The 25,314-nt window shown below is 65.9% G+C and carries 28 protein-coding genes and 1 tRNA gene; 11 read left to right on the forward strand and 18 right to left on the reverse strand.

What is annotated here, in order from left to right; all coding sequences use genetic code 11:
* The first annotated feature begins 59 nt into the window (after window positions 1-59).
* On the forward strand, window positions 60-443 hold the full coding sequence (locus Q9235_RS05775) for a hypothetical protein (protein ID WP_306225873.1): 384 nt from the start codon (window positions 60-62) through the stop codon (window positions 441-443).
* A 6-nt stretch (window positions 444-449) separates the two neighbouring features.
* On the opposite strand, the gene selD is transcribed toward Q9235_RS05775, so the two are convergent.
* Entirely contained in the window at window positions 450-1,523 is a 1,074-nt protein-coding gene (selD, locus tag Q9235_RS05780; RefSeq protein WP_306225874.1) for a selenide, water dikinase SelD, read from the reverse strand.
* A gap of 337 nt (window positions 1,524-1,860) precedes the next feature.
* On the opposite strand from selD, the gene Q9235_RS05785 reads away from it, so the two are divergent.
* Window positions 1,861-2,604 (forward strand): creatininase family protein, encoded by a 744-nt coding sequence (locus Q9235_RS05785; protein WP_306225875.1) that lies wholly within the window; start codon window positions 1,861-1,863, stop codon window positions 2,602-2,604.
* A 257-nt stretch (window positions 2,605-2,861) separates the two neighbouring features.
* On the opposite strand, the gene Q9235_RS05790 is transcribed toward Q9235_RS05785, so the two are convergent.
* The 6 genes from Q9235_RS05790 to Q9235_RS05815 form a co-directional block, all read right to left on the reverse strand.
* Window positions 2,862-2,937: transfer RNA gene (locus tag Q9235_RS05790), tRNA-Phe, on the reverse strand.
* A gap of 168 nt (window positions 2,938-3,105) precedes the next feature.
* Window positions 3,106-3,435 carry a hypothetical protein gene (locus Q9235_RS05795; protein ID WP_306225876.1) on the reverse strand — a complete coding sequence of 110 codons (330 nt, stop codon included), beginning with the start codon at window positions 3,433-3,435 and terminating at the stop codon, window positions 3,106-3,108.
* A 140-nt stretch (window positions 3,436-3,575) separates the two neighbouring features.
* Window positions 3,576-4,856 (reverse strand): NAD(P)/FAD-dependent oxidoreductase, encoded by a 1,281-nt coding sequence (locus tag Q9235_RS05800; RefSeq protein ID WP_306225877.1) that lies wholly within the window; start codon window positions 4,854-4,856, stop codon window positions 3,576-3,578.
* A gap of 140 nt (window positions 4,857-4,996) precedes the next feature.
* Window positions 4,997-5,203 carry a DNA gyrase inhibitor YacG gene (gene yacG, locus Q9235_RS05805; protein WP_306225878.1) on the reverse strand — a complete coding sequence of 69 codons (207 nt, stop codon included), beginning with the start codon at window positions 5,201-5,203 and terminating at the stop codon, window positions 4,997-4,999.
* On the reverse strand, window positions 5,196-6,017 hold the full coding sequence (locus Q9235_RS05810) for an SDR family NAD(P)-dependent oxidoreductase (protein WP_306225879.1): 822 nt from the start codon (window positions 6,015-6,017) through the stop codon (window positions 5,196-5,198). Before Q9235_RS05810 ends, yacG begins: the two co-directional genes overlap by 8 nt.
* A 97-nt stretch (window positions 6,018-6,114) precedes the next feature.
* On the reverse strand, window positions 6,115-6,723 hold the full coding sequence (locus Q9235_RS05815; protein ID WP_306225880.1) for a Maf-like protein: 609 nt from the start codon (window positions 6,721-6,723) through the stop codon (window positions 6,115-6,117).
* 303 nt (window positions 6,724-7,026) lie between these two features.
* On the opposite strand from Q9235_RS05815, the gene Q9235_RS05820 reads away from it, so the two are divergent.
* Window positions 7,027-7,410, forward strand: a complete 384-nt coding sequence (locus Q9235_RS05820; RefSeq protein WP_306225881.1) for a hypothetical protein — start codon at window positions 7,027-7,029, stop codon at window positions 7,408-7,410.
* Between the two features lie 15 nt (window positions 7,411-7,425).
* Here Q9235_RS05820 and Q9235_RS05825 read toward each other — a convergent pair whose 3' ends face one another.
* The 5 genes from Q9235_RS05825 to Q9235_RS05845 form a co-directional block, all read right to left on the reverse strand.
* Window positions 7,426-8,268, reverse strand: coding sequence for a CDP-alcohol phosphatidyltransferase family protein (locus Q9235_RS05825; protein ID WP_306225882.1), 843 nt, complete (start codon window positions 8,266-8,268; stop codon window positions 7,426-7,428).
* A gap of 67 nt (window positions 8,269-8,335) precedes the next feature.
* Entirely contained in the window at window positions 8,336-8,761 is a 426-nt protein-coding gene (locus Q9235_RS05830) for a DUF4279 domain-containing protein (protein WP_306225883.1), read from the reverse strand.
* A gap of 7 nt (window positions 8,762-8,768) precedes the next feature.
* A complete protein-coding gene (locus Q9235_RS05835; protein WP_422678277.1) occupies window positions 8,769-9,470 on the reverse strand; it encodes a phosphatidylserine decarboxylase in 702 nt (233 codons plus the stop codon).
* Window positions 9,471-9,628: 158 nt separating this feature from the next.
* On the reverse strand, window positions 9,629-10,120 hold the full coding sequence (locus Q9235_RS05840) for a hypothetical protein (RefSeq protein WP_306225885.1): 492 nt from the start codon (window positions 10,118-10,120) through the stop codon (window positions 9,629-9,631).
* A gap of 99 nt (window positions 10,121-10,219) precedes the next feature.
* On the reverse strand, window positions 10,220-12,130 hold the full coding sequence (locus Q9235_RS05845; protein ID WP_306225886.1) for an ABCB family ABC transporter ATP-binding protein/permease: 1,911 nt from the start codon (window positions 12,128-12,130) through the stop codon (window positions 10,220-10,222).
* Between the two features lie 177 nt (window positions 12,131-12,307).
* Between Q9235_RS05845 and Q9235_RS05850 the strand changes: the two genes are divergently transcribed.
* Window positions 12,308-12,646 carry a hypothetical protein gene (locus Q9235_RS05850; RefSeq protein ID WP_306225887.1) on the forward strand — a complete coding sequence of 113 codons (339 nt, stop codon included), beginning with the start codon at window positions 12,308-12,310 and terminating at the stop codon, window positions 12,644-12,646.
* A gap of 37 nt (window positions 12,647-12,683) precedes the next feature.
* On the opposite strand, the gene cimA is transcribed toward Q9235_RS05850, so the two are convergent.
* A complete protein-coding gene (cimA, locus tag Q9235_RS05855; protein WP_306225888.1) occupies window positions 12,684-14,282 on the reverse strand; it encodes a citramalate synthase in 1,599 nt (532 codons plus the stop codon).
* A 103-nt stretch (window positions 14,283-14,385) separates the two neighbouring features.
* Window positions 14,386-15,846 (reverse strand): cysteine--tRNA ligase, encoded by a 1,461-nt coding sequence (gene cysS / locus Q9235_RS05860; RefSeq protein ID WP_306225889.1) that lies wholly within the window; start codon window positions 15,844-15,846, stop codon window positions 14,386-14,388.
* A 331-nt stretch (window positions 15,847-16,177) separates the two neighbouring features.
* Between cysS and Q9235_RS05865 the strand changes: the two genes are divergently transcribed.
* The gene (locus tag Q9235_RS05865; RefSeq protein WP_306225890.1) at window positions 16,178-16,507 is read left to right on the forward strand and encodes a hypothetical protein; all 330 of its coding nucleotides are present in this window, start codon (window positions 16,178-16,180) and stop codon (window positions 16,505-16,507) included.
* A 9-nt stretch (window positions 16,508-16,516) separates the two neighbouring features.
* Here the strand turns inward: Q9235_RS05865 and Q9235_RS05870 are convergent, their stop codons facing one another.
* On the reverse strand, window positions 16,517-17,032 hold the full coding sequence (locus Q9235_RS05870) for a CreA family protein (protein WP_422678278.1): 516 nt from the start codon (window positions 17,030-17,032) through the stop codon (window positions 16,517-16,519).
* A 123-nt stretch (window positions 17,033-17,155) separates the two neighbouring features.
* On the opposite strand from Q9235_RS05870, the gene Q9235_RS05875 reads away from it, so the two are divergent.
* Entirely contained in the window at window positions 17,156-17,707 is a 552-nt protein-coding gene (locus tag Q9235_RS05875; RefSeq protein ID WP_306225891.1) for a GNAT family N-acetyltransferase, read from the forward strand.
* On the opposite strand, the gene Q9235_RS05880 is transcribed toward Q9235_RS05875, so the two are convergent.
* Window positions 17,688-18,221 (reverse strand): hypothetical protein, encoded by a 534-nt coding sequence (locus Q9235_RS05880; RefSeq protein ID WP_306225892.1) that lies wholly within the window; start codon window positions 18,219-18,221, stop codon window positions 17,688-17,690. The two genes, Q9235_RS05875 and Q9235_RS05880, sit on opposite strands and share 20 nt — an antisense overlap.
* Window positions 18,222-18,416: 195 nt before the next feature.
* Window positions 18,417-19,427, reverse strand: coding sequence for a fumarylacetoacetate hydrolase family protein (locus tag Q9235_RS05885; protein ID WP_306225893.1), 1,011 nt, complete (start codon window positions 19,425-19,427; stop codon window positions 18,417-18,419).
* A 70-nt stretch (window positions 19,428-19,497) separates the two neighbouring features.
* Between Q9235_RS05885 and Q9235_RS05890 the strand changes: the two genes are divergently transcribed.
* Together Q9235_RS05890 and Q9235_RS05895 are read left to right on the forward strand one after the other, a co-directional pair.
* A complete protein-coding gene (locus Q9235_RS05890) occupies window positions 19,498-20,583 on the forward strand; it encodes a TRAP transporter substrate-binding protein (protein ID WP_306225894.1) in 1,086 nt (361 codons plus the stop codon).
* A 19-nt stretch (window positions 20,584-20,602) separates the two neighbouring features.
* Entirely contained in the window at window positions 20,603-21,100 is a 498-nt protein-coding gene (locus Q9235_RS05895; protein WP_306225895.1) for a MarR family winged helix-turn-helix transcriptional regulator, read from the forward strand.
* Between the two features lie 12 nt (window positions 21,101-21,112).
* On the opposite strand, the gene Q9235_RS05900 is transcribed toward Q9235_RS05895, so the two are convergent.
* Complete coding sequence (locus Q9235_RS05900; protein WP_306225896.1) at window positions 21,113-22,063, reverse strand: phosphoribosylaminoimidazolesuccinocarboxamide synthase; 951 nt, start codon at window positions 22,061-22,063, stop codon at window positions 21,113-21,115.
* Between the two features lie 303 nt (window positions 22,064-22,366).
* Between Q9235_RS05900 and Q9235_RS05905 the strand changes: the two genes are divergently transcribed.
* The 3 genes from Q9235_RS05905 to Q9235_RS05915 all read left to right on the forward strand — a co-directional run bounded on the left by Q9235_RS05905 (window position 22,367) and on the right by Q9235_RS05915 (window position 25,304).
* A complete protein-coding gene (locus Q9235_RS05905) occupies window positions 22,367-23,491 on the forward strand; it encodes a DUF2865 domain-containing protein (RefSeq protein WP_306225897.1) in 1,125 nt (374 codons plus the stop codon).
* Between the two features lie 191 nt (window positions 23,492-23,682).
* Window positions 23,683-25,005, forward strand: coding sequence for an MFS transporter (locus Q9235_RS05910; RefSeq protein WP_306225898.1), 1,323 nt, complete (start codon window positions 23,683-23,685; stop codon window positions 25,003-25,005).
* Complete coding sequence (locus Q9235_RS05915) at window positions 25,002-25,304, forward strand: hypothetical protein (protein WP_306225899.1); 303 nt, start codon at window positions 25,002-25,004, stop codon at window positions 25,302-25,304. Before Q9235_RS05910 ends, Q9235_RS05915 begins: the two co-directional genes overlap by 4 nt.
* Window positions 25,305-25,314: the final 10 nt, after the last annotated feature.

A 25,314-nucleotide genomic window follows, 5' to 3' on the forward strand; every position in this document is an offset into this window, starting at 1 on the left:
GACGGACGCCGATACCTCTCCCCTCGCCTTCGTCGCCAGCCGCCTGCTCGGTCTGTCTCATGCCGACCTCTAGAGGTCTCGGAACCGATTTCGACCGCTGGCTCGGCAAGCTCTTCCGCAAGGGTCCGTTCACGGCGCTGATCGTGCTGGTGAAGATCGCCGAGCCGAAGGTCGAGCCCTTGCGCTCGACCTTCGTCCATGTCGTCGGCGACGAGATCGACTGGGGCGACATCGTGCTGATGTTGCGCGGCGCCGGCGTGAACTGGCACGGTGCCGCCTTCTTCCCGACGCGCGACGACGATGGCGGCCTTGTGCCGGACGCCATCGCCCGCAATCGCCTGCGCGAACTGGAGACCGCCCTGCGCGAGGACCGCCTCGTCCTCAACAAGGGCGCCTTCTTCGACGTCTGGGGCCGGAACCTCGAAATCCAGGAAGCGCGCTGAAGCCCGTCAGTCGATGACGACCTGCGCGGGCCCGGCCTCGACCGCGCCGATGATCCTTGCCGCCGGGTAGCCCGCCTCCCTGATCTGCGCCAGCACGGCCTCGGCCCGCTCGGCTGCGCAGGAAACCAGCAGGCCGCCGGAGGTCTGTGGATCGGTGAGCAGATGGCGCTGCCAGTCCGGCAAGCCTGCGGGCAGGACGGCACCCTCGCCATAGCTCGCCCAGTTGCGGTGGGAGGCGCCAGTCACCCTGCCCTCCTGCGCCAGGCGTTCGGCCTGCGACAGGAGCGGCAGGTCGGAAAGCCTGAGCTTCAACGTGACGCCGGAGCCGCGCGCCATCTCCAGCCCATGGCCGAGAATGCCGAAGCCGGTGACGTCGGTGATCGCGCGGACGTCCGCATCTCCCGCCAGATCGGCGCCAACGCGATTGAGCAACGTCGTCGAGGCGATCATCTCGTCATAGGCCGCAGCCGAGAGCTCGCCCTTCTTGAAGGCGGCCGAATAGATGCCGACGCCCAGCGCCTTGGTCAGGATCAGCGCGTCGCCGGACCTGGCACCGCTGTTGCGGCGCAGGTTCGACGGCTTGAGCAGGCCGATGACCGCAAGCCCATAGATCGGCTCGGGCGCATCGATCGAATGGCCGCCCGCGACCGGAATGCCGGCCTCGGCGCAGATAGAGGCGCCGCCCTTCAGGATTTCGCGGGTGATCTCGAGCGGCAATTTGTCGAGCGGCATGCCGAGGATCGCCAGCGCCATGATCGGGCGCCCGCCCATGGCATAGACATCGGAGATCGCATTCGTCGCGGCGATGCGGCCGAAATCGTGGGGATCGTCGACGACCGGCATGAAGAAATCGGTGGTCGCGACGACGCACGTGTTCTCGTCGATCTGCCAGACGGCGGCATCATCGCCGGTCTCTGTGCCGACGAGGAGTGGGCTGTAGGGGCCGGCGGCCGGATGCCCGGCAAGCAATTGCTGAAGCACGGCCGGCGCCAGCTTGCAGCCGCAACCGCCGCCATGGGCCAGGCTGGTGAGGCGCAACGGCGCATGCGCTTCCGCGGCGAGCGGGCTCGTCTGGTTCATGGTCGGGAACTCCGGGAGGTCGGGATTCGGCGGTGCAGCGGCAAAGCGCCGGGCTTCGCGCGGACGCGTTGCGGTCGCAAACCCGGCCGGTCAGCGCCCCGGCACGCGGGAGCCTCAGCAGCAAGCATGCTCCATCGTTTCCGCATCGGCCGGCAGCGTCAACGCTTCCTTTGGCTGATCTCCGGCCTTAACTGGCGCCAACGCTGTCGAGCGGCTGTTCGGATCGCGCGAACGCATGGCTGTCAGGTACCTGGAGGCGGTTGACCCTGGGCTTTCTCGCTTCCTAGGTTTCGAGCCAGATCGATAGGCATTACGACACGTTTGGAGAAATCTGGTCATGCAACTGGCTCTCGCGACCTGGCACGAAGTCGAAGAATATCTCCAAACGTCGCGCGGCATTATCGTGCCCGTCGGGTCCACCGAGCAGCATGGGCCCAACGGCCTGATCGGTACGGACCATCTCGACGCCGAGTTCATCGCCAAGGGTGTCGGCGACAAGATCGGCGCGATGGTCGCCCCGACGCTCGCCTATGGCATGTCGCAGCATCATCTGGGTTTCGCAGGCTCGGTCACCTTGCGCCCATCGACCATGATCGCAATGGTTGGGGATATCGTGCGCTCACTTGCTCGCAATGGCTTCGAGCGCTTCTTTTTCATCAACGGGCATGGCGGCAATATCGCGACCGTGACGGCCGCCTTCGACGAAGTCTATGCCTCGCTCTCACTGCTGCCCAATGGCGAGCCTTCTCCGATACGCTGCCGGATGATGATGTGGTCGAACGGCAAGCGCGCAACCGATATCGCCGAGGAATTGTACCCCGGTGTCAACGGCTCGCATGCAACGGCGGCCGAGGTCTCACTCGCGCAATTCTACCATCCGGAAGCGATCAAGCATGCGCAGATGGCTCCTAAGGTGGCGCCGGCGAGCACGTCATTCTTCGACTGCTTTGACTATCGCAAGCGCTATCCGGACGGTCGCATCGGCTCAGATCCGTCGCTCTCCACTCCGCAGCACGGCGAAAGGCTTTTTGCGGCTGCCGTCGATGATATGATCGACGCCTATCGCGCGTTCCTGGCCTAGTGCTTGTCGGACGCGGCACCAATCGTCCCGCCTGGTGCCGCGGCCTCGATCCCAATGCCAGCCTTCTCGATCGCATCGCGCAAGGCCTTCGGCTCGTCGCGAGACGCCGCTGACCGTGCTCGACCGCTGAGGCCGATAGAAGCAGCGCGGCCAACACTTGAGTTAGCTGTCGATGGAAGCCGAAAGGCTCAGGCTGGATCAAAAGCCCCGAAATTTCGGGCTTTTTGGAGGACTGTGGAAGCTCTTGGAAGGGTGGATGGTGCCCAGGGACGGAGTCGAACCGCCGACACTGCGATTTTCAGTCGCATGCTCTACCAACTGAGCTACCTGGGCGAACCGGGAGCGGCGCGGGGCCGTCCGTGTTGGTGGGGGCGATATAGAGGCAGCCGCTCGGCCTGTCCAGTCACTTCAGCCGGCTTTCTTCAATACAACGTCGACAGACCTCGACCCTGTGGATTGAGCACGCCGAAATCGGCCTTAAACCCAGGCAAATGATTTCGATCAGGACGAGGCCACCGCCTCCCGGCATTCACAATGCCCGATCAACCCGGCGAGGCGGTCGATGGCAGCCAGCGCCGCGCGCCGGGCCTGTTCCGATTCGGCGATGTTCGCGTGGCCATAGAGCAGCTTGGCGAAGCCGATCGTGTCATTCACCACCTGGAACGAAGCTTCGTGCAGCTCGCGGGTTTCGCGCAGCACGCCGTGGAGATGCGCAACGTGAGATTCCGCGCTTTCCTGCAGGGCCTTGGCATTGAGGACGCCGGCCTTGAGCACGTCGACGCGCAGCGCTTCGATATCGCGCGCCAGCAGATCCTTCATCCGATCGGCCATCGCCCCTCCGTCGCAGGAGATTGCACCAACAGGCCAGCAAACATCAGGCTATCATCGAAGCGAGGTCAGCGGCAGCGCCAAAGCTGCCGTTTGGTTAGCTGCTCCTTTCCGACCGGGTCGGAAGGCCCGCGACGACGGCGTTACGGTGGGCTCCGCGGGCTCCCCGGATCGCGCTGCGTGATGAGCCGGGCGCTGCGGTGGCCGCTGACATAGATCCACAGCCAGTTGAGCGCGACTGCGAGCCGGTTGCGCAGGCCGATCAGGAAGAAGATGTGGGCGATGCCCCAGATCCACCAGGCCAGGCGCCCGCGCAGCTTGATCCAGCCGAAATCGACGATGGCTGCGCGCTTGCCGATCGTCGCGAGATTGCCGGCATTCCTGTAGGCGAAGGGCGGCGGCGCCGGCTTGCCTTGCAGCCGCGCCTTGATGAGGTCGGCGACATAGCGCCCCTGCTGCTTGGCTGCCGGCGCCACGCCGGGCACCGGCTTGCCGTCCGCACCGGCGACGAAGGCAGTGTCGCCGATGACGAAGATATCGGGCTCGCCGGGCACCGTCAGATCGGGCTCGACGCGGACACGGCCGGCCCGGTCGCCGGTCATCCCCAGCCATTCCGCCGCCGGCGACGCGGCAACGCCTGCCGCCCAGAGGACGGTTCGGGTCGGGAGCGTCTCTGCGCCGAGCGTGATCCCGTCCGCGCGGCACTCCGAGACCGGCTGGCCCAGCCTGATCTCGACGCCGAGTCGGTTCAGCGCCCGCTCGGCATAGGCGGACAGATCCTCCGTGAAGCCGGCGAGGATGCGCGGGCCGGCTTCGACCAGGATCACACGGGCACTGCGCGTGTCGAAATTGCGGAAATCGCCGCGGAGCGTGTCATGCGCGAGCTCCGCGATGGTGCCGGCGAGCTCGACGCCGGTCGGCCCTGCCCCGATGATCACGAAGGTCAGCCATTCGGCGCGCCGCACCGGATCGGTCTCCCATTCCGCCTGCTCGAAGGCGGAGAGGATACGACGGCGGATGCGGGTCGCATCCTCCAGCGTCTTCACGCCCGGCGCATAGGGCTCCCACTCGTCATGGCCGAAATAGGAATGGCGGGCGCCGGTCGCGAGGATCAGCATGTTGAAACCGATCGGCCGCTCACCCTCCAGCAACACCTGCTTGGCGGCCTTGTCGACGCCCGCGACCGTGCCGAGCAGGGTCGCGACATTCTTGTGCCCGCGCAGCAGGAAGCGGATCGGCCAGGCGATCTCGGAAGTCGGCAGCGAGGCGGTCGCGACCTGATAAAGCAAGGGCTGGAACAGGTGATGGTTGCGCTGGTCGATCAGCGTGATCCTGACCGGCGCACCGGCGAGATTGCGGGCGGCTTCCAGCCCGCCGAAGCCGGCGCCGACGATGACGACGTGATGATCGCTGCCGTTGCTCATGTGTCGAGCGCTCCGAGACCTGATAGATCACGCTGCCATCGTCAGGGACGATGGCGCCTTCCGTGAGACCGGCCGGTTCCAAGCGCCCCGGCCCCATGCTTCCCACAACCGTCTCGCCACGAGAGAGCGTGGCCGAAGGCTCAGTCCTCGCGCTCGCGCTGCTGCGGCGCACCCTCCTCCGCCTCGTCGACGGGCTCGCCGGGAATCACGTAGCTGCCCTTCAGCCAGCGGCCGAGATCGATATCGGCGCAGCGCGCCGAGCAGAACGGCTTGAAGCGCGCGACCGCCAGCTTGCCGCAGATCGGACAGGGCTTTGCAGCCGGCGGGGCTTTGTCGGTGTCAGTCATATTTGAGCGTGATGCCTCCATCGACGACGAGCTCGATGCCGGTGACGTAGCGCGCCTCGTCGCTGGCGAGGAAGAGCGCGGCATTGGCCACGTCCCAGGCCTCGCCCATATGCCCCATCGGGACCTGCGCGGCGCGGGCGGCCCACATCGCATCGACATCGCCCTTGCCATAGACGGCGGCGAGGCCGGCGGAATGCTCGACCATCGGCGTCTTCATCAGACCGGGCAGGATCGCGTTCACACGAATCTTCTGTGGGGCGTATTGCACCGCCGTCGTGCGGGTGAGCTGGTTCAGCGCAGCCTTGGTCGCGGAATAGCTGGCATAGGGCACGCCGGTGTGGCGGATCGAGGCGATCGACGAGATGTTGATGATCGAACCGCCCTCTCCCGTCTCCTCGAACTGACGCTGCATCACCGGGATGACATGCTTCATCACCAGGAAGGGGCCGGTGAGGTTGACCCGGAAGACACGCTCCCAGACCTCCTCCGCGAGATCGACGACGCTGCCGACCTCGGCAATGCCGACATTGTTGTCGAGAATGTCGATCCGGCCGTAGCGGCCGAGCGCATGGGCGACGAGTTCGGCGACCTGCTCCGCCCGGGTGACATCCGCCTGCATGGCAAAGGCTTCGCCACCCTCGTTGCGGATGATGCCGGCCGTCTCCTCGGCCGCGTCGCGGTTGATGTCGGCGCAAACCACCTTCGCGCCCTCGCGCGCGAAGATCGTCGCCGTCGCCTTGCCATTGCCCCAGCCCGGGCCGATCGACCCTGCCCCTGCCACGATCGCGACCTTGCCGCTCAGACGTCCCGTCATCTTTGCCTTCCCCTCATCGGCGCGTTCCAGCGCGTCGCGTTTCCCGGCGGCAGGATCAGCCGCGAGACGCGTTCAGGCAACCCGCATGGACGCCGTGTCAGGCTGCGTTCATCCAGCCGAAGCGGATCGGGAAGCCCTCGCCGCCGAGGAGATTGACCGTCTCGTAGAGCGGCAGGCCGACGACGCCGGTATAGGAGCCGACGAGCTTGACGACGAAGGAGCCGGCAATGCCCTGCACGGCATAGCCGCCGGCCTTGCCGCGCCACTCGCCCGAGGCGAGATAGGTCTCGATATCCTCGGTGGAGAGGCGCTTGAAGCGCAGGCGCGTCTCGACGATGCGGTCGCGGATCGTGCCCGAGGGCGTCACCAATGCGACGCCGGTATAGACGCGGTGCGCCCGGCCAGAGAGCAGGCGCAGGCAGGCCGCGGCCTCGTCGACGATCTCGGCCTTGGGCAGGATGCGCCGGCCGACGGCGACGACCGTATCGGCCGCGAGGATATAGCAGCCTTCGAGATCGGCGCGTGCCTTGGCGCCCTCACGCGCGGCTTGCGCCTTCTCGCGGGCCAGCCGGCGGGCGAGATCGCGCGGACGCTCGCCCTTCAGCGGGGCCTCGTCGAGATCGGCCGGCAGCAGCGCGTCCGGCTTCAGCCCCGCTTGCTCCAGCAGCGCGAGGCGGCGCGGCGACGCCGATGCGAGGACGAGCATCGGCCGCCAGCCGGGATGTTTGGGAGTGGAGAAAAGGCTCAACAGGCTGCTCGACAGGATTCCGGGGCCGCAGGGCTGCGGCGCAGGTCAAGCCTTAGAGCATTTCGGCGGGTCGATAAATCCACCCGGCTGCGCGGGGTGAGGCCAAACCTCAGGCTCTCCATCCCCACAGCCAGCCCTCTGCCTGAAATCCGGGCGGGATTGCTGGTATACCAGGCATTGCCAAGCCGAGCTGTTGACGGCAGACTTCATGCCCCTCGGCGTTCCGCCATCTCTTCTTGTTGGCCTTCCGGAGTTCCCCTCATGCCCCAACCGCGCAAATCGACGGGCTCCGCCCTCGCGACCGGGGCGGAGGCGCAGGTTCTCGCGGCCCGCCTGATGTCCATGCATGCGGAAGCCGGCCTGACGATCGCCATGCGGATGCCGCTGCTGATGAAGGGCGCCTTCGGCGACAGCCGCGGCCAGCGCGAGGCCACCAAGGCCGTGATGGAGAAAGTCTCGGCCGTGTTCGAGAGCAGCGTCGCCGCGACGCAGGCCGCGACCGCCTTCTGGTGGGGGCTGGCGCTCAACCCGCCCGGCCAGTTCGACCTCGCGATGGCGGCGGTCAAGGTTGCCGACAGCACGCTGGAGCCCTTCGCGCGACGCACCCGCGCCAATGCGGCGCGCCTCAGCGGCTACCGCCGCTAAGGCTTCAATTCACGATCAGACCTGACTGCCGGAAACAGTTTCCGCCGCCGGAACGGGCGTCGCGAGCGCATGTGCGCGCTCCAGCTTGCGATAGCGCGCGACGCTCACCGGGATCAGCGCGAGATAGGCGAGCACGACGACCGTCAGCACCTCGAAGGTGTAGGCGAAGAGCAGGCCTGCCACGATCACCACCGCGACGAAGATCGGCAGGACCTGCGTGCGCGGGACACGCGTGCCGAGCGTCTTGCCGGCATAGCAGGGAATGCGCGAGATCGTCAGGAAGGCGATGAACAGGATGTAGATGCCGACAGGGAGCGCGCCGTATTCCTGCACGGGCACGCCGATGATGTGGAGATAGACCGGCAACAGGGCAGTGATCGCACCCGCGGGGGCCGGCATGCCGACAAAGAAGTTCTTCTGCCATTCCGGACGATCAGGATCGTCGATCATCACGTTGAAGCGCGCGAGCCTCAAGGCCATGGCGCAGGCCAGCGTCAACACGATGATCCAGCCGAAGGATTTTAGATCCTGCAGGACGAAGATCCAGAGCACATAGCCGGTTGCGACGCCGAAATTGACAAAATCGGAGAGCGAATCGAGCTCGGCTCCGAAGCGCGACGTGCCCTTGAGCAGGCGGGCCAGACGGCCGTCGACACCGTCGAGCGCCGCCGCGATCAGGATGCAGATCGTCGCCGTCTCCAGCTTGCCCTCGACAATGAGGCGCATCGCGGTGAGGCCGAGGCAAAGCGCCAGCAGCGTGATGACGTTCGGCGCCAGCAGCCTGAAGGGAATCGGCTTGAAGCGGGCGCGCTTGGATTCCGCGCGCTCGGGCTCGAAGGGAGGAAACAGGTCGCTCATGTCAGCCGGAATACGCGGTTTTCCGCACCGAAGCTAGCGGAACACCTCAATGCAAACCTGTCTCCACTCATTCCTTCTCGTCGGCTGCCCCATAGATATCCAGGTCGAGACGCAGGCCGCGTGAAGCCAGCGCCACTATCGTTTCGGGCTGCAGTTGGAGACCTTCATTCCAGCTCTTCGTGAAGAGGCCGGCGAAGACATCCCCATTGAAGCGTCGCGATAAATCCCGCCAAATGCTCAAATCTTGGGTGAGTGAATTAAACAGCTCGAAAATTTGTTTGTCGAGATTGCCGGGCCGGGTTCGAGCGGCACTCAAACTCCAGAACCCCGTCTTCCGCCCGTGAGAGTTCTGCTGCCCGTTCGGCAGTATCCAAGGGTCTCCCATGAGATAGGACTTTGTTGGAGCCGCACCAAGCAACCGAGAGATTTCAGCGGGATCGAGCTCATCTCCGCTGAAACGTAGTGATGCGGCAGTCTCGGAGACTTCGCCCAAGCTACCCTCAGATATCGCGGAAGCTGCGCGCCACCGGCTCGTTGCCGGTCAGGTCGGCCAGCACGGTCTCGCCGGCGATCGCGGTCTGGCCCTCACCGACCAGCGGCACGACATGCGACGGCAGGTAGACGTCGACGCGCGAGCCGAAGCGGATCAGGCCGAAGCGCTCGCCGGTACCCAGCACGTCGCCTTCCTTGACGAAGGGCACGATGCGCCGCGCGATCAAACCGGCAATCTGGACGACGCCGACGATGCCGGACCTGGTCTCGATCGCCAGCGCGTTGCGTTCGTTGTCGTCGCTCGCCTTGTCGAGCTCGGCATTGAGGAAGAGGCCGGGCGTATAGGCGATCTTGGCGATGCGGCCGGGCACCGGCGCGCGATTCACATGGCAGTCGAAGACGTTCATGAAGATCGAGATGCGGATCATCGGCTCGGCCGGCAGCTCGAGCTCCGGCGGCGGCAGCGACTGCGCGATCTGGCTGATGCGGCCATCGGCCGGCGAGATCACCAGCCCCTCGCGTTGCGGCGTGACGCGGATCGGATCGCGGAAGAAGTAGCAGATCCAGATCGTGACGATCGCGCCGATCCAGCCGAAGGGCGACCAGAGATTGGCGAGGATGATCGTCGCCACGAGGCCGATCGCGATGAAGACATAGCCCTCCTTGTGGATGGGCACGATCACCTTGCGGGCGGAATCGACGAGGGACATGAGGCGGGTTCCGTTGGGCTGCCGGCGCCGGGCGCACGGGAATGGCATGGTCGCCGCCGAAAGCCGGCAGCGAGCGTTGCGCTGATTTAGGGGGTTCCGATGCGAAGGGAAAGCCCTGCCGCGCGCCGGTCAGCGGCGCGACGTCGCGGCCGGTCCGGTCAGGCTGTCCGGTGCGGCACCTGGATGAAGCGCACCGCCGCCTTCCAGGTCAACAGCGCGAAGACGACGAGAACGATTCCCTGGGCGATGCCGAAGGGCGGCTCGGACTGTGTGGGGGCCAGGGCATGCAGAGCCGGAACCTTCCCGAAGAGCTGGGCGACCAGCACGAAGATCAATAGATAGAAGGAGAGCACCGCCATGATCGCGTAGAGGCGGCGCCAGCCATCCTCCAGCCTCCGTCCATAGAGCGCGTAGGCCGCGATCACGACCAGCACGATGTGGATCGCCCCAACGATATGCGAGGGCAAAACACCGTTGAACGGAAAGCCGAAGCCGGTCGCGCTGGTGGCGAAGGCTGTGGACAGGAACACGCCGGTCCAGCCCGGCCGCGTGTGCCCCTGAAGCAATCCGGCCGTCACCGGAAAGCCGGCCACGATCGCGATCAGGCTCAGCCAGGTGTGAAAACCTACGAATGTTGTCGGATCGAACATGGCAGCCCCCCAGCCTCACCCTGCCGGGGCAGAATGCAGGAAACGGACCGCCGTTGCGAGCGGTTTCAAACTGGCCGGCGAGCGCCGCCGGCCCAGCTTCTACGCCAACGTCACGCGGACGCTCTCGCCCTCGGCTTCGGTCGCGCGCTGGAGCGTCGCCTTGGCCTCGTCGACCTCGCGCTGGCGGTTCCACATCGCAGCATACACGCCGTTCGCCGCCAGCAGGTCGCGATGGTGGCCGCGCTCGACGATCTGGCCCTTGTCGAGCACGATGATCTCGTCGGCATTGACCACGGTCGAGAGCCGGTGGGCGATGACCAGCGTGGTGCGGCCCTCGCTGACCCGGTCGAGCGCGTCCTGGATTTCCTTCTCCGTGAAGGAATCGAGCGCCGAGGTCGCCTCGTCGAGGACGAGCACCGGCGGCCCCTTCAGGATGGTGCGGGCGATGGCGACACGCTGCTTCTCGCCGCCGGAGAGCTTCAGGCCGCGCTCGCCGACCGAGGTCGCATAGCCTTCCGGCAGCAGGCGGATGAAGCGGTCGATCTGGGCGAGACGTGCGGCCTCCTCGACCTCGGCCGTCGTCGCCTCGGGGCGGCCATAGAGGATGTTGTATTCGATGGTGTCGTTGAACAGCACCGTGTCCTGCGGGACCATGCCGATCGCGGCCCTGAGCGAGACCTGCTGGACATCGGCGATCGGCTGGCCGTCGATCAGGATGCGCCCGGTTTGCGGTTCGTAGAAGCGGAAGAGCAGGCGCGAGATCGTCGACTTGCCGGCGCCGGACGGGCCAACGATGGCGACCGTCTGGCCCGGCAGGACCTTGAACGAGACGCCGCGCAGGATCGGGCGCTCCGGCACATAGGCGAAATGCACGTCCTCGAAGGCGACCTCGCCGGCGGGGACCGCCAGCGGCTTCGCCCCGGGCTTGTCCTGAATTTCGGGATCGCGGCCGATCAGCGAGAACATCTGGGCGATGTCGAGCGTCGCCTGCTTGATCTCGCGATAGACGGTGCCCATGAAGTTCAGCGGCAGGTAGAGCTGGATCAACATCGCGTTGATCAGGATGAGATCGCCGACCGTGTTGGTGCCGGCCTGGAAGCCGCGCACCGCCATCACCATCGACAGCGTCAGCCCCACCGCGAAGATCGCGGCCTGGCCAAAGTTCAGCCAGGCAAGCGAGGTGTAGGACTTGATCGAGTTGCGCTCGTAGCGCGCCATCGACTGGTCGTAGCGCGCGGTCTCGCGGGCCTCGGCGCCGAAATACTTCACCGTCTCGTAGTTGAGCAGCGAGTCGATCGCCTTGGCATTGGCATCGGTGTCCGACTCGTTCATGGCCGAGCGGATGGCGATGCGCCACTCCGTCGCCTTGATCGTGTAGGTCATGTAGGCCGTGACCATCGTGACCAGCACGACGACATAGCGCCAGTCGAACAGATAGAGCAGCACGGCGATGATCAGCGTCACCTCGATGATCACCGGCACGAGCTGGTTGAGGCCGAGGCGCACCATCTCCTCGATGCCGTTGCGGCCGCGCTCCAGCACGCGCGTGAGCCCGCCCGTCTTGCGCTCCAGATGGAAGCGCAGCGAAAGATGATGGAGATGGCCGAAGGTCTGGAGCGCGAGCGTGCGCACCGCATGCATGAAGACCGGCGCGAATATGGCATCGCGCATCTGGACGAAAGCCGCGGCGCCGACGCGAGCGAGTCCGTAGAGCACCGTCAGCGCCAGCGGCGCGCCGACCAGCCAGGGCAGCCATTTCTCGAGATTGGAATAGGAGCCGGCCAGCGCATCCGTCACCCATTTGAAGGTGAAGGGCACACCCATCAGCACGAGCCGCCCGCAGACCATCAGGGCGAAGGCCGCGACGACGCGCGTGCGCAGATCGGCACGCTCCACCGGCCAGAGATAGGGCCAGAGCGCGCGGAAGGTGGCGAAGAAGCCGGACCCCGGCCGAATGACGGCAGAGCGATGGAAGCTCGACCCCGGGGGCGGCGCTGACGGCGCGGACATTTTCAAACGATTCCAGTTGGCGCGTTCATATAGACGCAATCGCGCGCCGTTGCAGGGGAATGTCGTTGCGTGGGGAACATGGCTCGGGCTGCCCGAAAGCGGCCTTGCCATCGCCCCATCGCAGGTATCTGATCCCTGTCAGAGCATGTGACGCTCATGATCGGGGAAGGAAACATCATGAAGGCTCAACAGCTTGTCGCCTCCGGGGCTGGCATCGCCGCTGCCCTCCTCCTCGCGCTGCCCGCCGCGGCGCAGGGCTCGCGCCCACACCCGCAGATCACGATCACCAACCAGCGCACCGTGCCGCTGAGCAATTTCGCGATCGCGACGCCGGGCGACCAGCCGCGCCTCGTCGCCAAGCTCGCCAAGCCCCTGCCCCCCGGCAAGAGCGTCGCGCTCAAGCTCAACAAGCCACAGGGCTGCACCTATACGGTGCAGGCGCAGTTCGACGACGAAGCCGAGAGCGACGCCGACATGGACCTGTGCAAGGACCGGGTGATCCGCCTGACGGAGTGAGGTTGCTCCCTTCTCCCCTCGGGGGAGAAGGAGACAATCAAGCCGTCGCGCCGGCCTTGACCAGCTTGTAGGTGATCGAGTCGACCAGCGCCTGGAACGAGGCGTCGATGATGTTGGCGCTGACGCCGACCGTGGTCCAGCGCTCGCCGGTCTCGTCGCCCGACTCGATCAGCACGCGCGTCACCGCATCGGTGCCGCCCTGGAAGATGCGGACCTTGTAGTCGACCAGCCGCAAGCCGCCGATCAGCGACTGGTAGCGGCCGAGATCCTTGCGCAAGGCGATGTCGAGCGCGTTGACCGGGCCGGCATCGCCCTCCGCCGCCGAGATCAGCACCTCGTCGCCGACCTTCACCTTCACGATCGCCTCGGAGAAGGTGACGAGCTCGCCCACCGCATTATGGCGGCGCTCGACATTCACGGCGAAACGCTCGACCGCGAAATACTCCGGGACCTCGCCGAGGATGCGCTTCACCAGCAGAAAGAACGAGGCGTCGGCGCCCTCGAAGGCATAGCCTTGCGCCTCCTTGTCCTTGACCTCCTGCAGCACCCGGTTCAGGCGCGGGTCGTCGCGGCCGAGCGTGACGCCGATGCGTTCCAGCTCGGCGACGAGGTTCGACTTGCCGCCCTGGTCGGAGATCAGGACCTTGCGGGTGTTGCCGGTCGCTTCCGGCACGACATGTTCGTAGGTGCGCGGGTCCTTCAGCACGGCCGAGGCATGGATGCCGGCCTTGGTGGCGAAAGCCGAGGCGCCGACGAAGGGCGCGTGCCGGTTCGGCGCGCGGTTCAGCATCTCGTCGAGCGCGCGCGAGACATGGGTGAGATCGCCGAGCTGGGCCTCGCTGACGCCGAGCGCGAAGCGGTCGCGATAGCGCTCCTTGAGCTTCAGCGCGCCGATCAGCGTGACGAGATTGGCATTGCCGCAGCGCTCGCCGAGCCCGTTGAGGGTGCCCTGGATCTGGCGCGCGCCGGCCTCGACCGCCGCCAGCGAGTTTGCAATGGCGCAGCCGCAATCGTCATGGGCGTGGATGCCGAGATGATCGCCCGGCACGGTCCTGGCGACGTCGCGCACGATCGCGCCGACCTCGTCGGGCAGCGTGCCGCCATTGGTATCGCAGAGCACGACCCAGCGGGCGCCGGCCTCATAGGCCGTGCGGGCGCAGGCGAGCGCATAATCGGGATTGGCCTTGTAGCCGTCGAAGAAATGCTCGCAGTCGAGCATGACCTCGCGGCCGGCGGCCTTTGCCGCCTCGACGCTCTCGCGGATGCCGGCGAGGTTCTCTTCCAGCGATATCTCGAGCGCGACATGGACATGATAGTCCCAGGCCTTGGCGACGAAGACGATGGCGTCGGCCTTCGCCTCCAGCAGCGCGGCGATGCCGGGGTCGTTGGCGGCCGAGCGCCCTGCCCGCTTGGTCATGCCGAAGGCGGCGAATTTCGCCCGCTTCGTCGCCTTCTCCTCGAAGAAGGCTGTATCCAGCGGGTTGGCGCCGGGATAGCCGCCTTCGACATAGTCGACGCCGAGCCGGTCGAGCAGCGCCGCGACCGCGCGCTTGTCGTCGAGCGAGAAGTCAACACCCGTGGTCTGGGCCCCGTCGCGCAGCGTCGTGTCGAAGAGATAGACGCGTGCCGCGCTCATCGCTCCCGCCTCAATTTGAAGCGGACGACGCGCGGCACGACCATCGCCAGCATGACCAGCTTGATGGCGAAGGAAAGCGAGCCCGCCGGGCGGATCTTCGGGCTCATCGCTTCACCTCCCAGCTGGTCGTCGGCTCGCCGGTGGCGAGGTCCTTGCCGTCCTTGAGCGCGATGCCCATCGCGGCGAGCTCGTCGCGAAGACGATCGGACTCCGCGAAATTCTTCGCACGGCGGGCGGCGAGGCGGGCGGCGATCAGACGTTCCACCTCGGGGGCGACCACAGCCGGCGACGCCACCTCCGGCAGGTCGATGCCCAGCAACTCGAGGCCGGCCAGCAGCGCCGGCAGGTCACCCGCCTTGCGCAAGGCATGCAACTCGGCCAGCACCCGTGCGGTATTGAGATCGTCCGCCAGTGCGTCGAGCAATTCGGCCGAAGGCTTGGACGCCGTGGCGCCCTGCGCCGCTTCGGCCCAGTCCTGCAGCGTCTTCTCCGCCTCCTCCAGCGCCTTCACCGTCCAGTCGATCGGCTGGCGGTAATGCGTCTTGAGCATCGCGAGGCGCAGCACCTCGCCCGGCCATTTGCGGCCGCCGAAAACATCCGTCTCCAGCAGTTCGTTGATCGTGACGAAGTTGCCGAGCGATTTCGACATCTTCTCGCCTTCGACCTGCAGGAAGCCGTTATGCATCCAGATATTGGCCATGAGCGGCTGCCCTTCCGCCCCGCCAAAGGCGCAGCAGGACTGGGTGATCTCGTTCTCGTGGTGCGGGAAGACGAGATCGATGCCGCCGCCATGGATGTCGAAGACGTTCTTCTCGGGATCGTCGCAGGCGAGCCCGCCGCCGAACGGGGTCAGCAGCTTCGCCATCGACATGGCCGAGCATTCGATATGCCAGCCGGGGCGGCCGGGCGTGGCAATGCCGGCCGGGGACGGCCAGCCGGGGTCGATGCCGTCGCGGCTCGGCTTCCAGAGCACGAAATCCATCGCGTCGCGCTTGTAGGGCGCGACATCGACGCGGGCGCCAGCCAGCATCTCGTCGAGCGAGCGGCGGGCGAGCGTGCCGTATTTCGGCGCCTTGGCGAGATGGGCGACGGCCGGGACATGGAAGAGCACATGCTCCTCGGCGACATAGGCGACGCCGCGCGCGATCAGGCGCTCGATGATCGCCTTCATCTCCTCGATATGCTCGGTGGCGCGCGGTTCCGTCGTCGGGCGCAAAGTGCCGAGCGCGTCGATATCGGCATGGAACTGCGCCGTCGTGGTCTGCGTGACCTTGGCGATCGCCTCATTCAGAGGCAGGCCGGGATAGTCACGCGCCGCACGGGCATTGATCTTGTCGTCGACATCCGTGAGGTTGCGGGCATAGGTGACGTGATCCGCGCCATAGATATGGCGCAGCAGCCGGTAGAGCACGTCGAAGACGATGACCGGGCGGGCATTGCCGATATGGGCGTAGTCGTAGACCGTCGGGCCGCAGACATACATGCGGACATTCGACGGATCGATCGGCGCGAAGTCCTGCTTCGTCCGCGTCAGCGTGTTGTAGAGCCTCAGGGTCGGCGACATCGGGGCTAAATCCTGGAACGAAACGAACGGCGAAATACGAAATGGCGACCTGGCCGCTGGCCGGGGGCGCTTTTGTCGGTTCGTTTTTCAGGACGAGGACGTGAGCAGCCGGCCAGCGAAAGCTAGCGGCAAATAATGCAAGTGCTGTTGATGGCGGCTCGCGTCATGATCGGACCTGATTGCCTTTCCGCGAGCTTTCCGTCAAGAGGGCGACCCGTTGCTGCAATGCAGCATTGCCCGAAGGTTGCGCGGTTCATTCAAATTTAACCGGCCGGAACCATCCTCCCGATTCGCGGGTTCTGCGCCCGCAACCCATCAGGAACTCAAATTCATGCGCCGCGCCGTGGCCTTCGTCGGATTGCTCGGTATCATTGCCGGCGGCATCTCGCTGTCGATCATGCCGACCAGCCACACCGCCGCTGCCTCGAACGAGCCGCGCACCTTCCTGATCCCGGCCAGCGACGGCTATGGCGTCGCCGACTGCATCTCGTCCAAGGCCGAATGCGGCAAGATCGTCGCCAATGCCTGGTGCGAGTCGCAGGGCTTCGGCAAAGCGGTCGCCTTCGGCGTCGCTACCCGCGAGGACTTCACCGGCTCCGTCACCAAGCCGAGCCCGGCGCAGGCGGCCGAACAGCCGCTGAGCATCACCTGCGGCGAGTAATTTTCGAGTTCAGCGAATCCATTCCGCACATTTCGGCGGCTCGCCCGACGCGCCCCAGGGCATGATCGGCACGGTCGAGGTCGAGTTCTGCGGCGAACCGTCGATCAGCTTGTCGGTATAGACGAGATAGACCAGCACGTTGCGCTTGGCATCGCAGCCGCGCACGATCTGCATCTTCTTCCAGATCAGCGAACGGCGCTCGCGGAAGACGACATCGCCCTGCTCCGCCTTCTCCTTGAACTTGATCGGGCCGATCTGGCGGCAGGCCAGCGAGACCTCCGATACCTCCTCGGCCACGCCGAACATGCCGGAAACGCCGCCTTTCTCGGGCACGGTGTAATGGCAGGCGACACCTTCGACGATGGGATCGTCGACGCCGTAGACGGCGAGCTTGTCGTTCGGCGTCAGCATCTTCCAGACGGTCGATTTCCTGAAGATCAAATCTTCCTGCGCCGTGGCCGGCGACAGCGTCATTCCCGACAGGGTGAGGGCCAAAGCGGCCAGGACCCAACGACGAAGCAGCATTCCCATTCTCCCGGCGCGTTTCAGCATGGCGCCCGGCAGGATATGGGAAGCCGGACGGCGGCGCACCAGAGTTCTGCGCTGCACAATCTCGACAAGCGAACAACGACCGGAACCAACCACCCCATGCTGCCGGAACTGGAAAGCGACAGATTACTGCTGCGCCCGCGGACGCTCGGCGATATCGACGCCATCGCGGCGATGAACGCCGATCCGCTGGTGATGAAACATATCGCCGCGGTGGGCGACCCCGCGATGAGCCGCGACGCCGTCACGGCCCGCAGCTTCAGCCATATCGGCCGTGGCCTGGGCTATTGGTCGGTTTTCGCAAAGGCAGAGCCGGCCGTGTTCCTCGGCTATGTCGGGCTCATTCCGGACGGCGATGCGGCCGAGGACGTCCAGTTGAGCTATCGCTTCACCGTCGCGAGCTGGGGCCGTGGTTATGCGCGGGAGGCCGCAGCACGCCTGCTGCGGCACGGCTTCGAGACGCTGGCGCTGACAAGCGTCGCCGTAACCACGCACCCGCTCAATCCGGCGTCGCTGCGTCTGGCCGAACGGCTCGGCTTCACGCCCGCGCCGGCCGATCCGGATATCCTGATCGGCCATCCCGCCGTGATCGCCACACGCTTCCGTCTTGCCGCCGAGACGTGGCGCAACCTCAACCCGCCAACGGCTTGAAGACCAGATAGGCCGCGGCGAGCGCACCGATGACGCCCAGCGCGAAGAGAACCAGCTTCAGCCGCGTCATGGTGCTGGCGAAGGCGACATTGCCGCCATCGACCTGCGGGTAGCGGTCGAGCAATCGCGCCACGGCGAAATTCTCGGCGACGTCGCAGAGCCCGCCGAGGAGCCAGCCGCCGCCGCAGAGCGCCGCCACCCACCAGGGCTGGCCGCGCATCGCGAGCCCGGCGACGATCAGGGCGCCGACGATCGCATAGGTGAAGGCGCAGGCTACATCGGCCGGCAGCACGCGATTGCGATAGCGCGCGCGCTTGTCCTCGCCATAGAGCGTGAAAAGCTTCTCGACATCGGCGACGCTGTAGCCGTCCCAATCGCTTTCCAGCATGCGCGGTACGCCCTGCCGGCTCGACCAGACGCCGACCGCCCAGAACAGCACCACCACCAGGACCGGCCCCCAGATGAAGAAGGCCAGCGGGATGGTGGTCGAATAGAACGGCACGGTCTCGGTCATGGCGTCTCGGTTCTCGCGTCTGCCTAGACCATCGTGCGCCCGATCGGACGCGTGCCGGTCTAGCTTTTTATTATTGCATCGGATCTCTCCGAAAAATGCACTCCATTTTTCGGAGAGATCCGATGCCGTGGCGCTTTGAGGCGTGAGGTTATCCGGCTGCCCGGCTGCCGCCAAGCCGGGACAGCCGGGGAACGGTCAGCCCTGGGGCAGGATCTCCTGCTCGATCGCTCCGAAGATCGAATGCCCGCCGGCATCCTTCATCTCGATGCGGACGGTATCGCCGAAACGCAGGAAGGGCGTCTTCGCCTCGCCGCTCCGGATCGTTTCGACCATGCGCTGCTCGGCGATGCAGGCATAGCCCCGCCCGCCCTCCGCCACCGGCCGGCCGGGCCCGCCATCGGCGTCGCGATTCGAGACCGTGCCGGCACCGATCACCGTCCCCGCAGAGAGCCTACGGGTCGCCGCTGCATGGGCGATCAGCGTGCCGAAATCGAAGGTCATGTCGGTGCCGGCATCGGGCTTGCCGAAGAGCGTGCCGTTGACCTGGGCCAGCAGCGGCAGGTGCAGGCGGCCGTCGCGCCAGGCATTGCCAAGTTCGTCCGGCGTCACCGCCGCCGGGGAGTAGGCCGAGGACGGCTTTGATTGAACGAATCCAAAGCCTTTCGCCAATTCGCTGGGAATCCGATTCCGCAAGCTCACGTCGTTGACGAGCATGACGAGGCGGATGGCCTGAAGCGCCTCCTCCCGCGTCGCACCCATCGGCACGTCGCCGGTCACGACCGCGATCTCCGCCTCGAAATCGATCCCGTCCTCCTCGCTGCGGGCCTGCACGGCCTGGCGCGGGCCGAGCGAGGCGTCGCTGCCGCCCTGGTACATTAGCGGATCGGTCCAGAAGCTCTCCGGCATGGTCGCCCCGCGCGCCTTCCGGACGAGGTCGACATGGTTCACATAGGCCGAACCGTCGAGCCACTGATAGGCGCGCGGCAGTGGCGCGGCGCAGTCATGCTCGTGGAAGCGGAAGGACGGGACGGAACCGTGCTCCAGCCCCTCGGCCAGATCGGCGAGGCGCGGGGCGTGGCGCCCCCAGTCGTCGAGCGCCGCCTGCAGCGTCGGTACGACCGGAAAGGCATCGGTGGCGCGGGTCAGATCCCTGGAGACGACGACGAGGCGGCCGTCACGGCCATGCGCGAGCGAGGCAAGCTTCATGTCTTTTCATTCCTTCCCGGACGCGCCAATAAGGGCATAAAGGCATAACAATCCCCCGGGAGGAAACCATATGGAACGTCGCAGCTTTTTGAAATCGGGGGCATTGGCCGCCGCCGCGACGACCGTCGCGATGCCGGCGATCGCGCAGTCGCAGCCCGAGGTGAAATGGCGGCTGACATCGAGCTTCCCGAAGTCGCTCGACACGATCTTCGGCACGGCCCAGCAGTTCTCGAAGCTCGTCTCCGAGGCGACGGACGGCAAGTTCGAGATCCAGGTCTTCGCGCCCGGCGAGATCGTGCCCGGTCTGCAGGCGCTCGACGCGGTTTCCTCCGGCACCGTCGAGTGCGCGCACTCGCCGACCTATTTCTATATCGGCAAGGACCCGACGCTGGGTCTCGGCACCGGCATCCCGTTCGGGCTCAATGCCCGCCAGCAGCATAGCTGGTGGTATTTCGGCGGCGGCGAGCAGATCGTGAACGGCGTGCTCGACCGCTTCAACGCCTATTCGATCCCCTGCGGCAATTCCGGCTGCCAGATGGGTGGCTTCTTCCGCAACGAGTTGAAGAGCATCGACGACCTCAAGGGCCTGAAGTTCCGCATCGGCGGCATGGGCGGCGCGGTTCTCGCCAAGCTCGGCGTGGTGCCGACGCAGATCGCGCCCGGCGACGTCTATCCGGCGCTGGAGCGCGGCGCGATCGACGCGGCCGAGTTTGTCGGCCCCTACGACGACGAGAAGCTCGGCTTCATCCGCGTCGCCAAGTACTACTACTATCCCGGCTGGTGGGAGGGCGGCGCGATGCTGCACCTGATCATCGGCAAGGAGGCATGGAACAAGCTGCCGAAGCATTACCAGGCGATCGTCCAGAACGCCTGCGAGGCGGCCAATAACTGGATGCTGGCGAAGTACGACTTCGTGAACCCCGGCGGCCTGCGCCGTCTCGTGGCACAGGGCGCGCAGTTGCGCGGCTTCCCGCTGCCGGTGATGGAAGCGGCGCTGAAGGCGGCCGAGGAGTATTACGCCGAGACCAGCGCCAAGAGCCCGGACTTCAAGAAGGGCTACGATTCGATGGTCGCGTTCCGTGGCGAGAACCTGCTCTGGTGGCAGATCGCGGAACTGTCCTACGATTCGTTCATGAACCGGCTGAAGGCGCGCTGAGGCGCGAGCGGTCATCATCATGACGAAGAAGCCCGCCGCCGATGCGGAAGATCAAGCGCTCCATCTGGAGCGCTTCCTGCCCTACCGCCTGAATGTTGTCGGCACGCTAGGCGGCCGGGCGCTGGGACGCATCTATGGCGAGCGCTTCGGCATCGGCATCCCGGAATGGCGGGTGGTGGCGCAGCTCGGCGAATTCGGCAAGCTGACCTCGCGCGACATCGGCGAGCTCGCCCAGATGCACAAGACCAAGGTCTCGCGCGCCGTCGGCGAGTTGGAGAAGCGCGGCCTCGTCTCCCGCGCCGAGAACCGGCAGGACCGGCGCGAATCCTTTGTCGCGCTGACGCCGGCGGGCAAGCGGATCTACGACCAGATCGTGCCGCTGGCGCTCGGCTTCGAGGCGCGCTGGATCGAGGGCATAGCCCCCGACGAGCTCAAGGTGTTCGAGCGCGTGCTCTCGACCCTGACCGAGCGCGGCCGGCACCTTGCGGGGAATTATCGCGAGGAAGACGGGGCCTGAGCGCCCCGCCGCTCAGAAATACTGGGCGAGATTGCGCCGGATGCGCTCAGCCGGGTCCTCGCCCTTCGGCGGATAGGCGAAAGCGGTGCCGGTGATCGCCTCATAGGCGCGGACATAGACCGAAGAGGTCTGGTCGATCAGTTCCTGTGGGATCGGCGGCAGGTCCTGCGTATAGGGGTCGCAGCGCGCCACGACCCAGTTGCGCACGAAATCCTTGTCGAAGGATTCAGGCTTGCCGCCGGCGGCGAAGCGCGCCGGATAGCTTTCGGCGAACCAGTAGCGGCTCGAATCCGGCGTATGGATCTCGTCGGCCAGCACGATGCGGCCCTCGGCATCGGTGCCGAACTCGTACTTGGTGTCGGCGAGGATCAGGCCGCGCTCGCGGGCGAGCTTCTGGCCGCGGGCGAAGAGCGCCAGCGCATAAGCCGAGACCTCGTCCCACTGCTTCTGCGTCAGGAGCCCCTCGCCTACGATCTGCTCGGCCGAGAGCGGCTCGTCATGGCCTCCGTCGAAGGCCTTGCTGGTCGGGGTGATGATCGCCTGCGGCAGCGCCTCGTTGTCGCGCAAGCCCTCCGGCAGGGTCATGCCGTACATCTCGCGCCGGCCCTGCTTGTACATCGTCAGGATCGAGGTCCCGGTCGTGCCGGCGAGATAGCCGCGCACCACCATCTCGACGGGCAGGATCTCCAGCCGCCGGCCGACGACGACATTCGGATCGGGATATTCCAGGACATGGTTGGGGCAGATATCTGCGGTCTGCTCGAACCAGTAGCGCGCGGTCTGCGTCAGCACCTGGCCCTTCAGCGGAATCGAGGCGATCGCCCGGTCGAAGGCCGAGAGCCGGTCGGTCGAGATCAGGATGCGACGGTTGTCGGGCAGGTCATAATTCTCGCGGACCTTGCCGCGATAATAGTTCGGCAGCTCGGGGATGACGGCTTCGTGAAGAGGCAGATAGTCGGACATGGGCGGGGCTTGCCTCATTGGCGCTGCACGGAAGGCCGGCGCGGACGGGCCGCTGCCGCAGGTCTTCTAACCACAACGGAAGTTTTCCACCATCGGCGTGGCGCATGCGTCCCCGGATTGCTGCGCCTGCCTGAATGTGGCATGCGAGGCCCTCGCGATGGAGCGTCCCCGCGGCCTATCAGGCGAGGCTCCGCTCCATAGTTCCGTCGTGTTTGGCGGGTGTTCTGGACCACAGTTTGCGAACAGAGCCGGCTCGCCGGCGCGACTACGGATGACGTGACCCGACCTGCGATGATGCTGCGATTGACCAGACGCTTCGGCATGGCCCTTCTGATGCTGGCGGCCCTCGGTGGCACCGCCGTGGCGCAGTCGGCGTCCTGCAATGCCTGGCGCGCCGAGCTGGAAAGCCTGCAGGGCCGCAGTGGCGGCGATCCGCGCGCGGGGCAGGCCGCACGGCGCGTCGGCGCCCAGCTTGCGCAACTGAGCAACCAATATCGCTCCATGGGTTGCGACCGCGGCTTCAGCTTCTTCGATTCGCCGCCGCCGCAATGCAATTTCATCCGCCAGCAGCTCGGCCAACTGCAGAACCAGTACGGCCAGTTGCAGAGCCAGGCAGAGGGCGGCGGCATCGAACAGCGCCGTGCCCAGCTCGCGGCGGCGATCAACAACAATTGCCGGGCGCAGCCGCGCGGCTTCTTCGATACGATCTTCGGGCGCGATCCCGGCCCCGGCGAGATCGATTCGACCCTGCCGGAGCTCGATCCCGAGCAGCCGACCGAACCGGCGAAGCCGCGCCTCGGCGGTCCGCAGACCGTCTGCGTGCGCACCTGCGACGGCTATTTCTTCCCGCTCTCGAACAACACCGGCAATGGCGACGAGATGTGCCAGGCGCTGTGCCCGGGCACCGAAACGCTGGCCTATGGCATGAGTGCCGGCGGCGATATCCAGAACGCCGCCTCGCGTGCAAGCGGGCAACCCTATTCCTCGCTCCCCAATGCCGGGAAATATGCACGCAGCTTCGACGCCGCCTGCACCTGCCGCGGCCAGGGGCAGAGCTGGTCGGCCGCCCTCAAGGACGCCGAGTACCTGCTCGACAAGCGCAAGGGCGATGTCATCGTCAGCGAGCAGCGCGCGGCCGAATTGTCGCGCCCGAAGGCCGACCCCAAGCGCAAGGGCGCTGCTGCGACCCAGCCTGCGGCGGCGCCTGTTCCGACAGTTCCCGACGAGAAGCCGATGCCATCCGAGGATTCGCCGACGGCGGGCACCGAGTCGGCCGGCGTCGGTCCCGACATCGTCGGCGAGAAGGTGCTCGACAAGAAGGACGGGCTGAAGAGCGAATCGCAGAGCATCACCGGCGAGCGCCGGGCAGTTCGGATCGTCGCGCCCAACCTTGCGCCCAATCTGAATCCGCAGGCCGCGCGGCCCTGAGCCCAAAAAAAGTTCCATGCGATTTTTGCATGGAAGATTACTCCAGGACTCCGCGATGCCCCCTGGACGCATGACTGTTACGGCAGCATAAGAGGGGCATCCAAGCCGCCTCCGGGAGGCCGCCAGACCCGTCCCACGGCCCGATCATGCCGCGCGCCCGCTTCTGACGCTCCCCAGCTCAGAAGGCCGCCATGTCCGACACGACCGCGACAGCTCCCCACCATCCCATCCAGTTCGACGATGCCAGGCGCCGCCTGAAGGCGATTTTCATCGGCTCGGTCGGCAATCTCGTCGAATGGTACGACTTCTACGCCTACACGGCCTTCGCTCTCTATTTCGCGCCGGCCTTCTTCCCCTCGCATGATCCGGTTGTGCAGCAGCTCAATGCCGCGACTTTGTTCGCGGCAGGCTTCATCGTGCGGCCGATCGGCGGCTGGCTCTTCGGCCATCTCGCCGACCGCTACGGGCGAAGGCTGTCGCTGACCGTCTCGGTCGTGATGATGTGCTTCGGCTCATTGATCATCGCGGTGACGCCGACCTATGCGACGATCGGCTTCGCGGCGCCAGCCCTGCTGGCACTGGCGCGCATCATCGAGGGCCTGAGCCTCGGCGGCGAATACGGGGCGAGCGCGACCTATCTCTCGGAGATCGCCGATCCCGAGCATCGCGGCTTCTATTCGAGCTTCCAGTACGTGACGCTGATCGGCGGGCAGCTCACCGCCATCCTGGTGCTGCTCCTGCTCCAGAACGTCTTTCTGACGCATGAGCAACTCGTCGACTGGGGCTGGCGCATCCCCTTCGTCATCGGCGCGATGCTCGCCGTCACGGCCATGCTGATGCGCCGGCACATGCACGAGACCGAGTCCTTCGAGGCCGCCAAGGCGACGATGAAGAAGGAAAGCTCGCTGAAAGGCCTGCTGAAATATCCGCGCGAGGTCGCGATCGTGGTCGGTCTCACAGCCGGCGGCACCGCGGCCTTCTACACCTTCACCACCTATATGCAGACCTTCGTCCGGCAGACGGTCGGCCTTTCCGACATGACGACGACCTATGTGATCGCGGGTTCGCTGATCTTCGCGGCCGTGCTGCAGCCGATCTACGGCATGATCTCGGACAGGATCGGCCGCAAGCCGATGCTGATCTTCTTCGGGCTCGCGGGCTCGCTACTCACCGTGCCGATCCTGACGGCGCTCGCCGACACCAAATCGGCCTTCACCGCCTTCCTGCTGATCTGCGGCGCCTGGATCTTCACCGCCGGCTACACCTCGATCAACGCCGTGGTGAAGGCGGAGCTGTTCCCGACCGCGATCCGCGCCACCGGCGTTGCCGTGCCCTATGCCGTGACCGTCTCGATCTTCGGCGGCACGGCGCCGGCCATCGCGCTGTTCTTCAAGCAGCAGGGCCACGAGCAGTGGTTCTACTACTACCTCGCCGGCGTCATCTTCCTGTCGTTCCTGGTCTATGCGACCATGCGCGATACCAAGCACGCCTCGGCGATGGAGCGGCACGAGTGAAGCACGACCTTGCAGGCGAGCAGATGGAGCGGAGATGTTTTGCCTGCAACCACGTCTTTCTGCACGAAAGGCCTGTTTGCCATGTCGTTTTCTTCGATGACGGAGAAATCCAGATCGACTGCGGACAGGATGATCACGGTGAAGGCGATGAGTTCCCCAAGAACTTTCGCCCCGTGGGGCTGAACCACATCATCGCCCGTGACGAGACGATAGCTGCTCTTCTCGCTGAAGAGGCACCTGATGTCAGTTTTGGGAGAGATAGCGTTGACCGGCCATGGAGCCGCTACACCATTCGCTGAGCGGCTTCTC

It is taken from the genome of Bosea beijingensis (assembly GCF_030758975.1).
GTDB classification, from domain to species: Bacteria; Pseudomonadota; Alphaproteobacteria; order Rhizobiales; family Beijerinckiaceae; genus Allobosea; species Allobosea beijingensis.

Coding starts and splice junctions, on each gene's coding strand:
- Q9235_RS05775 (WP_306225873.1), top strand. CDS start 60: ATGCCGACCTCTAGAGGTCTCGGAACCGATTTCGACCGCTGGCTCGGC.
- selD (WP_306225874.1), bottom strand. CDS start 1,523: ATGAACCAGACGAGCCCGCTCGCCGCGGAAGCGCATGCGCCGTTGCGC.
- Q9235_RS05785 (WP_306225875.1), top strand. CDS start 1,861: ATGCAACTGGCTCTCGCGACCTGGCACGAAGTCGAAGAATATCTCCAA.
- Q9235_RS05795 (WP_306225876.1), bottom strand. CDS start 3,435: ATGGCCGATCGGATGAAGGATCTGCTGGCGCGCGATATCGAAGCGCTG.
- Q9235_RS05800 (WP_306225877.1), bottom strand. CDS start 4,856: ATGAGCAACGGCAGCGATCATCACGTCGTCATCGTCGGCGCCGGCTTC.
- yacG (WP_306225878.1), bottom strand. CDS start 5,203: ATGACTGACACCGACAAAGCCCCGCCGGCTGCAAAGCCCTGTCCGATC.
- Q9235_RS05810 (WP_306225879.1), bottom strand. CDS start 6,017: ATGACGGGACGTCTGAGCGGCAAGGTCGCGATCGTGGCAGGGGCAGGG.
- Q9235_RS05815 (WP_306225880.1), bottom strand. CDS start 6,723: ATGCTCGTCCTCGCATCGGCGTCGCCGCGCCGCCTCGCGCTGCTGGAG.
- Q9235_RS05820 (WP_306225881.1), top strand. CDS start 7,027: ATGCCCCAACCGCGCAAATCGACGGGCTCCGCCCTCGCGACCGGGGCG.
- Q9235_RS05825 (WP_306225882.1), bottom strand. CDS start 8,268: ATGAGCGACCTGTTTCCTCCCTTCGAGCCCGAGCGCGCGGAATCCAAG.
- Q9235_RS05835 (WP_422678277.1), bottom strand. CDS start 9,470: ATGTCCCTCGTCGATTCCGCCCGCAAGGTGATCGTGCCCATCCACAAG.
- Q9235_RS05840 (WP_306225885.1), bottom strand. CDS start 10,120: ATGTTCGATCCGACAACATTCGTAGGTTTTCACACCTGGCTGAGCCTG.
- Q9235_RS05845 (WP_306225886.1), bottom strand. CDS start 12,130: ATGTCCGCGCCGTCAGCGCCGCCCCCGGGGTCGAGCTTCCATCGCTCT.
- Q9235_RS05850 (WP_306225887.1), top strand. CDS start 12,308: ATGAAGGCTCAACAGCTTGTCGCCTCCGGGGCTGGCATCGCCGCTGCC.
- cimA (WP_306225888.1), bottom strand. CDS start 14,282: ATGAGCGCGGCACGCGTCTATCTCTTCGACACGACGCTGCGCGACGGG.
- cysS (WP_306225889.1), bottom strand. CDS start 15,846: ATGTCGCCGACCCTGAGGCTCTACAACACGCTGACGCGGACGAAGCAG.
- Q9235_RS05865 (WP_306225890.1), top strand. CDS start 16,178: ATGCGCCGCGCCGTGGCCTTCGTCGGATTGCTCGGTATCATTGCCGGC.
- Q9235_RS05870 (WP_422678278.1), bottom strand. CDS start 17,032: ATGCTGCTTCGTCGTTGGGTCCTGGCCGCTTTGGCCCTCACCCTGTCG.
- Q9235_RS05875 (WP_306225891.1), top strand. CDS start 17,156: ATGCTGCCGGAACTGGAAAGCGACAGATTACTGCTGCGCCCGCGGACG.
- Q9235_RS05880 (WP_306225892.1), bottom strand. CDS start 18,221: ATGACCGAGACCGTGCCGTTCTATTCGACCACCATCCCGCTGGCCTTC.
- Q9235_RS05885 (WP_306225893.1), bottom strand. CDS start 19,427: ATGAAGCTTGCCTCGCTCGCGCATGGCCGTGACGGCCGCCTCGTCGTC.
- Q9235_RS05890 (WP_306225894.1), top strand. CDS start 19,498: ATGGAACGTCGCAGCTTTTTGAAATCGGGGGCATTGGCCGCCGCCGCG.
- Q9235_RS05895 (WP_306225895.1), top strand. CDS start 20,603: ATGACGAAGAAGCCCGCCGCCGATGCGGAAGATCAAGCGCTCCATCTG.
- Q9235_RS05900 (WP_306225896.1), bottom strand. CDS start 22,063: ATGTCCGACTATCTGCCTCTTCACGAAGCCGTCATCCCCGAGCTGCCG.
- Q9235_RS05910 (WP_306225898.1), top strand. CDS start 23,683: ATGTCCGACACGACCGCGACAGCTCCCCACCATCCCATCCAGTTCGAC.